Source organism: Nonomuraea soli (genome assembly GCF_013761175.1).
GTDB lineage: Bacteria > Actinomycetota > Actinomycetes > Streptosporangiales > Streptosporangiaceae > Nonomuraea > Nonomuraea soli.
In genome coordinates this window covers 622,474-635,703 of sequence record NZ_JACDUR010000004.1, presented here as the reverse complement: position 1 = coordinate 635,703, position 13,230 = coordinate 622,474, and the positions used below count along the sequence as shown (strand labels likewise).

At 69.9% G+C, this 13,230-nt stretch carries 12 protein-coding genes; 1 reads left to right on the top strand and 11 read right to left on the bottom strand.

What is annotated here, in order from left to right:
* Window positions 1-96: 96 nt before the first annotated feature.
* From HNR30_RS21380 to HNR30_RS21345, 8 genes are read right to left on the bottom strand one after another with little or no spacing between them, the layout of a single operon-like run.
* Entirely contained in the window at window positions 97-789 is a 693-nt protein-coding gene (locus tag HNR30_RS21380; RefSeq protein WP_220133801.1) for a putative glycoside hydrolase, read from the bottom strand.
* Complete coding sequence (locus tag HNR30_RS21375; RefSeq protein ID WP_181611667.1) at window positions 786-1,706, bottom strand: NAD-dependent epimerase/dehydratase family protein; 921 nt, start codon at window positions 1,704-1,706, stop codon at window positions 786-788. The genes HNR30_RS21380 and HNR30_RS21375 overlap by 4 nt, the downstream gene beginning before the upstream one ends.
* On the bottom strand, window positions 1,703-2,956 hold the full coding sequence (locus tag HNR30_RS21370) for a nucleotide sugar dehydrogenase (RefSeq protein ID WP_181611666.1): 1,254 nt from the start codon (window positions 2,954-2,956) through the stop codon (window positions 1,703-1,705). Before HNR30_RS21370 ends, HNR30_RS21375 begins: the two co-directional genes overlap by 4 nt.
* On the bottom strand, window positions 2,949-3,860 hold the full coding sequence (locus HNR30_RS21365) for an NAD-dependent epimerase/dehydratase family protein (RefSeq protein WP_181611665.1): 912 nt from the start codon (window positions 3,858-3,860) through the stop codon (window positions 2,949-2,951). The genes HNR30_RS21370 and HNR30_RS21365 overlap by 8 nt, the downstream gene beginning before the upstream one ends.
* Window positions 3,857-4,585, bottom strand: coding sequence for a sugar phosphate nucleotidyltransferase (locus HNR30_RS21360; protein ID WP_181611664.1), 729 nt, complete (start codon window positions 4,583-4,585; stop codon window positions 3,857-3,859). Before HNR30_RS21360 ends, HNR30_RS21365 begins: the two co-directional genes overlap by 4 nt.
* A 10-nt stretch (window positions 4,586-4,595) precedes the next feature.
* A complete protein-coding gene (locus HNR30_RS21355) occupies window positions 4,596-5,885 on the bottom strand; it encodes a hypothetical protein (RefSeq protein ID WP_181611663.1) in 1,290 nt (429 codons plus the stop codon).
* Complete coding sequence (gene pelF / locus HNR30_RS21350) at window positions 5,882-7,273, bottom strand: GT4 family glycosyltransferase PelF (RefSeq protein WP_220133800.1); 1,392 nt, start codon at window positions 7,271-7,273, stop codon at window positions 5,882-5,884. Before pelF ends, HNR30_RS21355 begins: the two co-directional genes overlap by 4 nt.
* On the bottom strand, window positions 7,270-9,171 hold the full coding sequence (locus tag HNR30_RS21345; protein ID WP_181611662.1) for an Agd3-related carbohydrate deacetylase: 1,902 nt from the start codon (window positions 9,169-9,171) through the stop codon (window positions 7,270-7,272). The genes pelF and HNR30_RS21345 overlap by 4 nt, the downstream gene beginning before the upstream one ends.
* Window positions 9,172-9,578: 407 nt before the next feature.
* Between HNR30_RS21345 and HNR30_RS21340 the strand changes: the two genes are divergently transcribed.
* Entirely contained in the window at window positions 9,579-10,328 is a 750-nt protein-coding gene (locus tag HNR30_RS21340) for an AfsR/SARP family transcriptional regulator (RefSeq protein ID WP_181611661.1), read from the top strand.
* A 46-nt stretch (window positions 10,329-10,374) separates the two neighbouring features.
* On the opposite strand, the gene HNR30_RS21335 is transcribed toward HNR30_RS21340, so the two are convergent.
* Genes HNR30_RS21335 through HNR30_RS21325 form a run of 3 tightly spaced genes read right to left on the bottom strand, consistent with a single transcriptional unit; the run spans window position 10,375 to window position 13,223 of the window.
* The gene (locus tag HNR30_RS21335) at window positions 10,375-11,517 is read right to left on the bottom strand and encodes an AAA family ATPase (RefSeq protein WP_181611660.1); all 1,143 of its coding nucleotides are present in this window, start codon (window positions 11,515-11,517) and stop codon (window positions 10,375-10,377) included.
* 13 nt (window positions 11,518-11,530) lie between these two features.
* The gene (locus HNR30_RS21330; RefSeq protein ID WP_181611659.1) at window positions 11,531-11,959 is read right to left on the bottom strand and encodes a hypothetical protein; all 429 of its coding nucleotides are present in this window, start codon (window positions 11,957-11,959) and stop codon (window positions 11,531-11,533) included.
* Window positions 11,960-11,969: 10 nt separating this feature from the next.
* A complete protein-coding gene (locus HNR30_RS21325) occupies window positions 11,970-13,223 on the bottom strand; it encodes an amidohydrolase (RefSeq protein ID WP_181611658.1) in 1,254 nt (417 codons plus the stop codon).
* Between the last annotated feature and the right edge of the window lie 7 nt (window positions 13,224-13,230).

The following is a 13,230-nucleotide window of genomic DNA, read 5'->3' as shown; positions in this document are numbered from 1 at the left end:
CTAGGGGGTGTGGGGGTGGGCCGAAGGACCACCCCCACCAGGCACAGCCCGAGGCCGACCAGCGCCGAAGGCGCACGACCTGCGAGGCCCGAGCCGTCAGAGGCGGGAGAGGGCCCGATCGCTGACGAAGCACAACATGCCGAACTCCCGCGCCCGCCGGTAGGCGAAGTCCGTCAGCTCCCGCCCGTCCGCGTAGTCCAGCGCGTAGAGGTCCAGGTCGTACTCCAGCAGCTGCTCCGCCACCTGCCCGTGGAAGGCGAGCACGTCGTCGGGCCATGGCGCGTAGTGCTCCATGTCCACCCACCGTGCGGAGAACGACTCGAAGAGGATCCCGTCCACGAGCGAGGCCAGCTGCGGGAGCAGGGCGAACCCTCGGTTGGCGAGCAGGTAGTCGGGCCGTGCCTCCTCTCTGATCGCGGCGATGAGGGTGAGCAGGTGGGGCAGGTCCTCGGGAAAGGTCTGCTCGAGGTTGAGGGTGTCGAGGAAGAGCCCGGCGAAGCCGCCGGCGACGGCGCGGCGGGCCTGGTCGACGACGTGGGCCATCCAGCCGGGGTCGCCCACGTGGACGAAGGCGCCACCCCAGTCGGGGTTGCGTTCGGCGCGCTGCCATGGGGCGGCGGGGCCGACGTCCTCGGACAGGGACAGGTAGCCGAGTGTGTGGACGCCGCGGGAGCGAAGCTCGGCCAGTTCCGGCGGGGAGTAGAAGTCGGCCTGGAGGACGACTTTCTCGAAGCGGGACAGCCGTTCGAGTTCCTTGTCGCCGTAGTAGAAGCAGATCGGCTTCCTCACAGCTGCTCCCGGTACCAGGCGAAGGTGCGGCGTACGCCTTCTTCGAGGGAGATCTGGGGGGTGAAGCCGGTGACCTGCTGGAGGAGGGAGATGTCGGGGCATCGGCGGGCGACGGAGCCGGGCGGGGCGGGGACGGCGTCGATCTGCGGTGATGCTCCGGCGACGCGGAGCACGAGTTTGGCCAGGTCGCCGATGTTGGTCTCTTCCGGGTTGCCGATGTGGACGATGCCGGAGAAGTCGGCGTCCATGAGCCTGACCATGGCTTCGACGGCGTCGTCGACGTAGCAGAAGGCGCGTGACTGGTCGGAGCCGTAGAGGCGGAAGGGGTCCTCGCCGCGCAGGGCGCGCAGGGACAGTTCGGGGATGACGTGGTCGGCGCCCATGCGGGGTCCGTAGACGTTGTGGAAGCGTCCGACGACGGCGGCGGCGGGGCTGTGGATGACGGCGGCTTCGCCGAGCGCCTTGCTGATGGCGTAGCTGTAGCGTGCCGAGCCGACGTCCTCGATCAGGAGCGGCACCGTTTCCGGGGTGGGTACGGGGACGAGTCCTGCCGAGACGCCTCCGGCGTAGGCCTCGCTGGTGGAGGCGAAGAACAGGCGCTGCCCCGGTTTGATCCAGTCGAGCAGGTGGAGCAGGGCCAGGGAGTTGACGCGCAGGACGCGGCCGGGGTCGGCTTCGACGTTCCTGACGCCGACGATGGCGGCCAGCATGTAGATCTGGTCCCAGCCGTCCTTGTCCAGGGTGGAGTAGGAGGAGGCCAGGGTCAGGTCGAGGGAGCGCACGTCGCCGAGGTCGCCGAAGTCGTGCTTGCCGCGCGAGAAGTCGTCGACGATGGTGACGGAGTGGCCGTCGGCGAGGAGGCGGCGGGCCAGGTGCAGGCCGATGAAGCCGGCGCCGCCCAGCAGCAGGGCCCTCATCGGGCGTATCCGATCCCGGCGTAGCGGGCGCCCCGCTCCAGCACGGTCTCCTCGTCGAGGATGCGCCAGGAGTCGAAGACCACCTTGGCCTGTGCTTCCTCGATCGACAGCTCGCGGTAGTCGGGGTGGTCGTTGATCACCAGTAGCGCGTCGGCGGAGGAGACGGCCTTGTCCAGGCTCATCGGCTGCCCGCCGTACTGCCTGATCACCTCCTCCGGCACGAGCGGGTCGTGGCCTTGGACGATCAGCCCGGCGACCTGGAAGATCGGCATCATCACCTCGATGGGGGTTCCGCGCATGTCGTCGGTGGCGGGCCAGCCCTTGTAGGCCCAGCCGAGCACCGAGAGGCGGATGCCTTCGCAGGTGCCGAACTCCTCGCGGATGAGGTCGACCATGCGGGAGGCGACGTGGGCGGGCAGGCGCTCGTTGAGCTCACGGGCGGAGCGCACGAGGGAGGAGGCGCCGCTGGCGAGCATGATGTAGGGGTCCTTCGACAGGCAGCCGCCGCCCACGTAGCCGGGCTTGGCCAGGTCGGGCCGCGGGTAGTCGAGGTTGGTGGCGGCGATGACCTCCAGCGGGTCGAGCCCGTGCTGCTCGGCGATGAGCGCGACCTCGTTGCCGTAGGCGTAGATCAGGTCGGTGTGGCAGTTGTTGGAGAGTTTGACCAGCTCGGCCGTCTCCAGGCTCGACACGGGGACGATCTGGTCGGCCAGGCCTTCGAACAGGTCGATGCCGGCGGCCAGGCTGGGGCTGTCGAGCCCGCCGATGACCTGGGGCAGCTCCACGAGTTCGCGCAGGGCCTGGCCCTGGATGGTCCGCTCGGGCGCCATGATCAGCCGGGCGTCCTGCCACAGGCGGGGCAGGACGACCGTACGGCTGGTGCCGACGGGCACGGTGCTCCGTACGACCACGAGGGTGTCGGGCCGGCACTTCTCGGCCACGTGTACGGCGGCGGCCTCGAGGTTCGACAGGTCGGGCTTCTGGTTCACGACGGGGGTGGAGACGGCCAGGATGGCGGCGTCCAGCGGCTGGTCCGGGATGGCCGAGCCGACGTGGATCCGGGTGCCGAGGTGCTCGGCGAACACTTCGGCCACGCCGGGCTCGAACACGTGGATGCGCCCGTTGGACAGCGCCTCGACAACGGACGGGTTGGCGTCCACGCCGTACACGGTGTAACCGTTGCGGGCCATGGCGGCGGTGAGCGTGAGGCCCACGTACCCCATGCCGACGACGGCGACGGTCTTAGGCATTGATCGTGCTCCCTAGCTGTGTCATGTCACGGATGGAGGTCTCGAGCGTGCGTTTCGGCTCCCAGCCGAGGAGGCGGCGGGCGCGGCCGATGTCGGCCTGGCTCCATTGCACGGCGGCGGAGCGGGCCGAGCTGGGCTCGCTCTCGTGGATGTCGCCGTCGAAGCCGTGTTCGCGGGCGAGCAGCGCCACCGGGACCCTGACCGGGAGCGCCTGGCCGCTGCCCACGTTGAAGATCCGCTCGGGTGTGGAGGGGGCGAAGGCGGCGGCCACGACGGCGTCGGCGACGTCTCTGACGTCGATGAAGTCGCGCATGGCGGCCAGCGAGCCGAGGCTGATCGAGGAGGCGCCGGTGGCGACCGCCTCCCGCAGGAGGTCGCGGGCCCGGCCCAGGACGCTGGCGTCGGAGGTGCCGGGGCCGACGGGGTTGAAGACGCGCAGCGATACGGCGTCGAGCGCGCTGTTGCGGACGAGGCCGGAGCCGGCGAGGTGGCTGACGCCGTAGTCGCTGAGCGGCAGGGCGGCGTCGTCCTCCTGGATGGTGTAGCCGGGAACGCAGGCGCCGTATTCGGCGGCCGAGCCGAGCCGTACCAGGCGAGCGGTCGGAGTGACCTCGGCCATGGCGTGCAGGAGCAGGGCGACGACACCGGCGTTGGCGCGCAGCAGCACGTCGGGCGGTCCGGTGAGTTTGCCCATGCAGTTGAGTATCAGGTCGGGCCGGGTCTCGGCCAGCAGGTCGGCGACCTCGGCGGCGCCGGCGGTGAGCAGGTCGAGCCGGGCGCGGCCCGGGCAGTGCAGCTCGGACACGCGCGGGTCGCCGTCGAGCTGGGCGCGCACCCAGCGGCCGATGAAGCCGGAGGCGCCGAAGAGCAGCACCCGGCGCGGGCCCCCCGAGGTGTCGCTCATGCCACCGGCTCCTTCTCCGGCGGCAGCAGCAGCCCCCTGTACTCCTCGAAGCGGGCGTTGGCCTCGTCGTAGTCGTCGGGCCGCCCGATGTCGAGCCAGTACCCGTCGAACTCGAAGACGGCCGGCGGGCTCTGCCTGGCCAGCAGGTCGAGCACCAGCTCGTCGAAGCCGAACGACATGCCCTCGGGGTAGTCGTCGATGGCGCTGCGCGACAGCGCGTAGACACCCATGCTGACCAGGTAGGACAGCAGCGGCTTCTCCCGGAATCCGGTGATGAATCCCGATCCCGCCTCCAGCACCCCGAAGTCGATCTTGACGACGCGCGGCGCCGTGGCCACGGTCAGCGGCGCTCCGCTCAGCCCGTGCGAGGTCAGCAGCGAGGCGTAGTTGAGCGTGGTCAGCACGTCCCCGTTCATGACGAGGAAGTGCTCGGGCAGCCGGTCGCGGATGGAGAACAGCGGCCCGATGGTGGACAGCGGCTTGACCTCCTCGGTGTAGTCGACCTGGAGCCCCCATCGTGAGCCGTCGCCGACGAAGGCCCTGATCAGCGGGCTGAGGTGGCCCACGGCCAGGGTCGCGCTGGTGAAGCCCTGGGAGACGAGCTGCCGCAGGATGATGTCGAGGATGGCGTACTCCTCCCCGATCGGCACGAGTGGCTTGGGCAGGGCGGAGGTGTAGGGGCGCAGGCGCACCCCCTTGCCACCGGCGAGGATGACGACATGCATGAGAATGCTCCTATCGGTAGGCCCACACGTCTCTGAGGCGGGCGGCCATCAGGACGAGCAGGAGGCAGAGGAAGAGCAGGCAGGCGGCCAGGAAGAGCAGGGTGTCCGAGAGCACCGGGACGGGGGCGACCAGCCGCAGGCCTGGATGGATGAGCAGGGCGGCCCCCTGCGCCAGGCAGAGCTCGACGACTCTGCCCTGGTTGGCCAGCAGGAAGGCCAGGAAGTAGGCGCCGCCGAGCACGACGTGCGCCAGGGCCATGACCGCGCCCTCCGCCGTGATCGAGACCAGCAGCAGCGGCGGCGCCGACAACACGGTCAGGACCGCCAGGCAGATGCCCAGCCCGGCGAGCAGCAGCCGGTGGCCGTGGCGGGTGAACTCGGCCGGGTAGCACACCTGCCTGATCACCGAGCGGACGTCGGTCTCGAAGCAGTGGGCGCGGAACTCCAGCACCCCCATGCCGAGCACCAGCCCGGCGCCGGCGATGGCGATGTCGGGGCGGCCCACCACGTAGCGGGCCTCGGCCTGGAGCAGGAAGAGCGCGGTCAGCAGGCTGTGCACGAGACCGAGGAGCAGACCTCTGGGTACGGCGAGCGGCGCGCGTTGCCGTGAGGTGAGCACGAGGGCCGCTCCCGTGACGCCCGCGATGCACAGCGTGCCGACGACCACCGCGACGATCGCGGCGAACGGCGTGCCAATGACGAGATAGGTGACGCCCGCGACGACTCCCGGTCCCATCAGGACGGCCAGCAGCGCCTCCTGGTGGTGGATGAGCAGCATGCCGGAGCAGAGCTGGAAGGTGATCTGTACGACGCAGAGCGCCAGCAGCGCCGGTGGGCCCTGGACCAGCAGCCCGATGGCCAGCGCGGCCACGGCTCCGGCCACCAGGCCGTAGACGACGACCGTCCAGGCGGAGTCAGGCTTGCCGTACACCATGCGGGCCATGCAGCCCCCGAGGATCCAGCCGGCTCCGGTGGTGAGGACCAGGCCCGGCATCAGCCACTGGGCGCCGACCAGCGCCGAGGTGGCCGGCAGCAGGGCGCCCGGCATGCCGTACAGCAGGCCGTGGCTGAGCTGGGCGAGCATGCGGGGACGGCGGGGCGCGGGCTCCACCGGCGGCCGCGCCTCCCGGGCCAGCCGGGCGTAGACCTCCTCCGCGAGGGAGAAGACGTCGGTGTGCCCGTATCGGTCGCGGGCGATCTTGTCGTTGAGGCCTTCGGATTCCAGCGCGGCGGCCACCTGGAGCGGCTCGACGGCGTGGACGAGCTTCGGCCGTAATTGATCGGCCAGTTCATCGCTCACAGTAACTCCTGGTAGACCTGGCGATAGTCGTCAAGAGACTGCTGCAGGGTGAAACGTTCGAGGACACGCTTGCGGGCCAGGGCGCCCATGCGGGCGCGCATCGGCGCGTCGGTCAGCAGCCGTACGGCCGCCTCGGCGACGGCGACGTGGTCACGGGGCGCCACGACGATCCCGGCCTCGGCCACCGCCTCCGCCACGCCTCCGACGTTGGTGCACACGGTCGCCCTGCCGCAGGCCATGGCCTCCACGACGGTGTAGGGGAAGCCTTCCGAGATGCTGGTCAGCATCACGATGTGGCCCGCGTGGTAGGCGTGGACGGGCGAGGTGACCCTGCCTTCCAGGATGGCGGAGCCCACGAGGCCCAGTTCCTCGATGAGCGCCTGGCAGCTCGCGTGGTAGGTCTCGTTGCCCTCGGGGGTGCCGCCGAACATGCGCAGCACGGCGTCGGGCAGCTTCTCCCTGATGATCGCGAAGGCGCGGATCAGGGTGTGCAGGTCCTTGAGCGGGTCGATGCGCCCCATGAAGACCAGGGTCGGCCGGTCGGGTTCGCCGGTGGCCAGCGGGAAGTCGGTGGGGTCGACGCCGTTGTACATGACGTGGATCCGCGAGGGGTCCGCGCCGCCGCGCACCTGCCAGCGTTTGTTGTAGGAGGAGTGCGGCGCGATGCGGTCGGCGATCGCGTAGGAGGCGCCGGCCAGGCGGCGGAAGAAGCTGAGGAGCATGACCCGCACGGGGTGGCTGACCGGCTCCGTCAGGTACTGCAGGTAACGCTCGCGCAGGTAGACGCCGTGCTCGGAGAGCACGATGGGCGTGCCGTACCTCCACTTGGCGGCCATCGCCACCAGCATGCTCAGCCCGTTCATGGCCACGTGCGTCAGGTCGGTCCTGATCGGCTCGGCGGCCAGCGGGCGCAGCATGTGCCCCAGCAGGTTGGCGGCGGTGATGGCGTCGGCCAGGTTGATGCCGTCGAGCCGGTTCCAGTACCAGCAGTCCATCAGCTGGGTCAGCGCCTCGGTGCTGGTGATCGCGCCGAGCAGGTCGGGGAAGCTCGACAGCTCCTCGAGCACGCCGATGAACTGCCTGCTGCCCTCCCCCATGACGGCCGGGGTGAGGATCATCCTCAGGAACTCCCCGTAGGCCGTGTGGAAGGACGCCTCCGGCGCTCGAGAAGAGCGCCGGAGGGTGCTCACCCACAGGGGCAGCGAGATGACCTGGTCGAGGTTGTCCGGGAGGTCCCAGACCGGGCGTTCCGCGCCGTCCACCGTGAGCGTCACGACGTCCCACGTGTAGTCGGGCATGCCCCGGATGAGCTGGTCCATCCAGACGCTCACACCGCCCATGGCGAACGGGTAGGTGCCCTCGGATACCAGAGTTACCTTCGATGTCACGGGCGTGGACTCGCCGCGACGGTCACAGGGGTGTTGGCGGTGAGCGCGATGGTCGCGGTCTTGTCGGTGCCGTAGGCGGCGCCTCCGGCGTTGGTGGCCAGCACCGAGCCGTTGGCGGGCGAGGTGAAGGTGATCGTGCCTGCCGTACGGTCGTAGACGGCGTCGGCGCCGGCGGTGAGGGCCGAGAAGTGGGCGTTGCGGCCGGCGACGTAGCCGGCCAGGCCGCCCCAGTTCGGCGTGACGAGCGGGACGTTGTAGTACGACTTGTACTTGTTGACGACGGCGTTGATCCAGTCGAAGGTCAGGTTCTTGTTGCCGCCGTAGTTCCGCAGGTTGCCCTGGTGGAAGGTGTGCGAATAGACCGAGCCCGACATGACGTGCTGGAGGCCGACGTTCGACTCGTGGTCGACGATCTGGGTGTAGGTCTGGTTGACCGGCCAGTAGGGGAACTTGCCATGCGGGCCGTAGTAGGAGTTGTAGAAGGTCGTCTCCTCCGCCTGGTTGGTGACGTGGTAGGCGACGTTGACGGGCCAGTCGGGCACGATCAGCAGCGACTGCTCCAGCGGATGGTAGATGCCGCAGTTGAAGCAGCTCGGCTTGTGGCTGTTGAACGACATGTTGCCGTGCAGGTACTTCACGCCGGCGTCCTTGGCCGCCTGCAGCAGGTTCGGGTTGGAGGCGGCCAGGCCGAAGTCCGTGGGCGGGTCGATGTCGTTGTTGGGGTCCGGGTGGTAGACGCCCAGGCCGGAGTACTCTCCGGTCTTCAGGACGGTCCTGTCGACCGGGATGCCCATCTGCTGTGCCCGCGTGAGGTTCTGGTTGATCTCGTTGAGGCTGGTCGTGTAGTCGGTGTCGTTCATCTTCGGGTGGGTCATCGTGTGGTTGATCCACGTGAACTGCGCCTGGTTGCACTTCGACCAGTTGCTCAGCGGCTCACCGCCCAGGTTGAGCAGGCACAGGACGAGCCCGTTCGGGTTGGCGCCCTCGCCGTTGTAGGCGATGTTGAGCTTGAAGCCGGAGGCCAGCGGGTTGGCCGCGCGGAAGGCGTTCTGCTGGGAGAGCGTGCTGGAGGCGTCGCCCTGGGTGATGCGGAAGGGGGTGGGGGAGATCGTCCCGTCGGCCAGCAGGTGGTCGGTGGAGTTGAACCAGTCGTCCACGTCCACGTTCAGGTAGTGCTTGCGCTCGCCGAGCATGAGCCCGCGCGTCGCCCACCGCAGCAGGCCGTAGGTCAGCAGGTCGGCCTGGGGCAGGTACTGGTTGGAGGTGAAGGTCAGCGCCATGCGCTCGCGTCCGTCGGTGCTGGTGCTCTTGACGCCCAGCACGTCGCTGCCCGACTGCAGGATCGGCTCGGCGGCGCAGCCCGGCTGCAGCGCGGAGCGGTAGACGTAGGAGAGCGTGATCGGGATCGACACGTTCGACTTGAGGTAGTCGAAGACGGGCGCGCCCTGCGTGGTGAGGGTGGCGTTGGTCGCGTTGCCGTTCTCCGTGCCGGGGCGCAGGCAGTAGTCCTCGGGGAAGCTGCCGTAGGCGGTGTAGAGCGAGACCTGCCGCACCGCGAAGTCACGCTCGTAGGCCCATAGAGCGTTCCATTCCTGGGCGTCCAGGCCGCTGACGAAGCCGCTGCCGTCGTGGTAGAGCAGCGAGTTGTTGGTGAGCAGGATCGCGTTGTACTTGCCGGCGCCGTCGGCGCGCAGGAGCTCGGGCAGCGCCTCGGTTCTGGTCTGGACGACGTCGTACGGCATGCCGACGCGGTCCAGCACCGCCTTCCAGGTGGCCAGGCCGAAGTCGTCGCCGTCGACGGCGACCACGAGGGCGCGCAGGCCCACCTTGTTGGTGACGGGCGCGGCCAGGGTCCTGGCCTGGGCGTCGGAGGTGACCTCGATGGGGGCGAGCTTCACCTTGGGCAGCGCCTTGCCCTTCTCCGGCTTCGGCCTGGCGACCTCCCCGCGGTCGGGTGCGCCGTGGTCGTGACCGTCATGCGAGACGCTTTGCCCGATATTCGGCTTAGGGGAGATATGGGTGGCTGGAACCGATGTGAGGCTTAGCAACATCGGGAGGGCTGTCCACGCCAAATAGCCTTTTTTCATGGATTTATCTCCGACATGGAGCGAATGATGAAGTCAGTGTGAGATCAGGGAGTTTCACTTCAGTTTCCCGTCGGTTTCTCTCCGGAACAGCGCCTGCACTCTCCGTGCAGGCTTTATCCTCCTTTAGTCCAAAAATCTTTGTGAGGATCCAGGAGCGAGCCGTGCGATTCGGAATATTGGGTGCTCTCGAAGTCATAGACGGCGATTCCCAACTGCCCGTGCGGTCGGTCAAGCAGCAGGCGCTGCTGGCACTCCTGCTGTGCCGGGCGGGCACGGTCGTCCACACCGACGTGCTCATCGACGCGCTCTGGGGACCGGAGGCGGGCGAGCTGGGCAGCACCCGGCTGCGCCTGCAGTTACATCGCCTGCGACGCATCCTGGGCGCCCGCGAGGTGATCGTCCGGCGCTCCTCGGGCTACGCCCTGCACGCCCCCGCGGAAGCCGTCGACGCCCACCGCTTCGAACGTTTCGTCTTCGACGGCCGGCGCCACCTGGCCGCCGGGCGGGTCAGCGAGGCCAGCCAGCTCCTGCACAGCGCGCTGCGGTTGTGGCGCGGGCCCGCCCTGCACGGCCTGGAGGACACCCCGCTGCTACACCAGGAGGCCACCCGGCTCAACGAGGAACGGCTGGCGGCCCTGGGCGACTGCATCGACGCCGACCTGCGCCTGGCCCGGCATGCCGACCTGATCGGCGAGCTGTCGGTGCTGGTGAAGGAGTACCCGCTCCAGGAACGTTTCCGCGGCCAGCTGATGATCGCCCTGTACCGGGCCGGACGGCAGGCCGACGCGCTCCAGGCCTACCGTGACGGACGGCGCTATCTGACCGAGAACCTCGGCCTGGAGCCCTCCGCCGATCTGCGGCGGCTGGAGCTGGCCATCCTCACCAGCGACGCCTCACTCTCCGGCGCTCCGCGCGGGCACGTGCGCCGCCATGCGCGCCGCCGCACCCACTGCTCGCTCTGCGGGTGAGACGGGCGGGGTTTTGGAACGGGCCAATATCGGCTCGCCCCGAGGATCAGCGTTTCGGCCAGGTCCACGCCGGGCCGTCGAGCGGGCCGTAGCCCTCGACCCGGGTCTCGCCCAGCTCCTTGACCAGCTCGACGACCGACGCGCCGCGCTCGGCCAGCGCCGCCACCAGCGGCCGGGCATGGCTGACCAGGACCAGCTGGGTCTTGCCCGCGGCGGTGGACACCAGCTCGGCCAGGGGTTCGAGCAGATCCGGGTGGAGGCTCGTCTCCGGTTCGTTGAGCACCAGCAGGGCGGGAGGGCGCGGGGTCAGCAGCGCGGCCACCAGCAGCAGGTAGCGCAGCGTCCCGTCCGACAGCTCGGCCCCGCTGAGCGGCCGCAGCAGCCCGTGCTGGCGCAGCTGAAGCTCCAGGCGGCCGCCGCCGATCTGGGCCACCTGGACGGCGCTGCCGGGGAAGGCGTCGGAGACGGCCTTGTCGAGCGCGTCGGCGTCGCCGATCTCGATGATGGTCTGCAGCGCGGCGGCCAGGTCGGCGCCGTCGTGACCGAGCACGGGCGTGCGGGTGCCGATCTGCGCCATCCGCGCGGGTGCCTCGGCGTCGGTGCGCAGGTGGTCGTAGAAGCGCCAGGAGCGGATACGCTCGCGGATCATCAGCAGGTCCAGGTCGGCCACCTCGGCCAGCACGCTGTCGAAGGCCTGCAGCCGGTAGGGCACGTGCTCCCAGCCGTCGTCGCCGCGGACGCGGGCCACGGGCCCGTGGCGTTCGGCGAGCAGGGTGGCCGGGCGCAGGATCGGCCCGCCCCAGACGGCCTCGCTCTTGATCTCGGGGTCGAGGTTGAACGCCGACCTGGCCTCGCCTCCGACGGGCAGCCCGAAGTCGACGGCGTACCCGAGGTCGTCGCCGGCGAAGCCGAGCTTGAGGCTGACGGAGGAGCTGCGTACCGTGCCCTGGACGGCACGCCCCCGGCGGGCGCCCTGCTCGGGGCCGGCCCACAGGGTGGACTCCAGCCCGCCCTCGCGGGCCAGCGCCGCCACGGCGCCGTTGCGCCCGGCATCGGAGAGCAGGCGCAGCGCGCGGTAGAGGTTGGACTTGCCGCTGCCGTTGGCCCCGGTGACGACGGTGAGGGAGCCGATCTCGATCACCAGGCGGCGCAGCGAGCGATAGTTCTCCACCGCCAGGGTCGTGATCACTTCATCAGCCTAGCTAACAGGCGGTCGAGCCCTGCAGCATCACACCGACGCCCTTCTCCCCCGGCCGGGTCAGGGTGATCTTGAAGTTCACGCCGGCCTTGGAGTAGTTGAGCTTGAGCCCGCCGTTGAGCGGGAGCGCCTGCGCGTTGGCGGGGTCGGCGGTGTACCCCGCGCTGCTCAGCCGCTCGTTGACGATCGTGGTGGCCCCACCCAGCGCCTTCTCCAGGTCGGTTTCCTCGGTCGGCAGGACAGCCGAGGCCCGGTAGACGACCCAGCCGTCGTTGCACTCCTCCGCCTTGCTGGTGACGGACGGCTCCTGCCACCCGCCCTCGGCAAGGATCTTGTCGCCGTCCTTGGCCAGCTGCGCGCCCATGTCGCCGGTTCCGCCGCAGGCGGCTACCAGCCCGGCGAGCGCCACCATAGGGATAAAACGCCGAAACATGGCGGGAAGCCTAGCGGTGCGGCGACAACCACTCAAACGCCACCGCGACCAGCGCCTTCACCCCCGTGCCGAGCGTCGGCTCGATCACCGGCGCGAACAGCGGTGAGTGGTTGGCGGGGATGTCCTGCTCGACCGTGCCCGCCTGGAGGGCCTTCAGGTAGGTCTCCGGGTCGATGCCGCCCAGCAGCCAGTACGCGAGCGGCACACCGGCCGCGGTGGCGAACACCCCGACGTCCTCGCTGCCGGTCACCGCCCCCGGATCGATCACCTTGTCCTCGCCGAACGTCGCCTTCAGCACGGACTCGACCCTGGCGGTGGCCGTGACGTCGTTGACGAGTGCCGGGAAGCCGTGCAGCGACTCGATCACGGGATCCTTGAGCGCCCCCGCGGCGGCCGCCTCGGCCTTGACGATGCGCTCGACGGCGCCCAGCACCTTGGCCCTGACGGGCTCGGTGTAGCTGCGGATGTTGAGCTTGAGCTCCGCCTCGTCGGGGATGATGTTCTCCTTGGTGCCCGCGTGGACGGAGCCCACGGTGACGACGGCGGTCTCGCCGCCCGCCACCTCCCGCGACACGATCGTCTGCAACCTCATGATCGTCGCGGCGGCCATCACGACCGGGTCGATCGTGGTCTCCGGCCGGGAGCCGTGCCCGCCCTTGCCGTACAGGGTGACCCTGAGCCCGTCGGAGCCGGCGAAGGCGGGGCCGGCGTGGATGCCGACCCATCCCGCGGGAGCGGGTGCGACGTGCTGGCCGAGCACAACGTCAGGGGTGCCGAACCGCTCGAAGAGCCGGTCGTCGACCATGGCCTGGGCGCCCGAGCCGAGCTCCTCGGCCGGCTGGAAGACCGCCATGACCGTGCCCGACCAGCTCTCGCGATCGCCCGCCAGCAGGTCGAGGGCGCCGATGAGGCACGTCACGTGCACGTCGTGGCCGCAGGCGTGCATGACCGGCACGTCGTTGCCGTCGGGGTCGGTGCCGCGGGCCGTGCTGGCGTACGGCAGGCCGGTGCGTTCCTCCACGGGCAGCGCGTCGAAGTCGGCGCGCAGCAGCACGGTCGGGCCGTCGCCGTTGCGCAGCAGGCCCACCACTCCGGTGCGCCCGACGCCCTCGGTCACCTCCAGGCCGAGGGCGCGCAGCCGCCCGGCGACCACGCCCGCGGTGCGGTGTTCGGCGAACGACAGCTCGGGATGGGTGTGCAGGTCCTTGTAGAGCTCGGCCAGTCCGTCACCGAGCTCGGGCAGGCGCGCGAAGATATCCCCCATTTCCGGG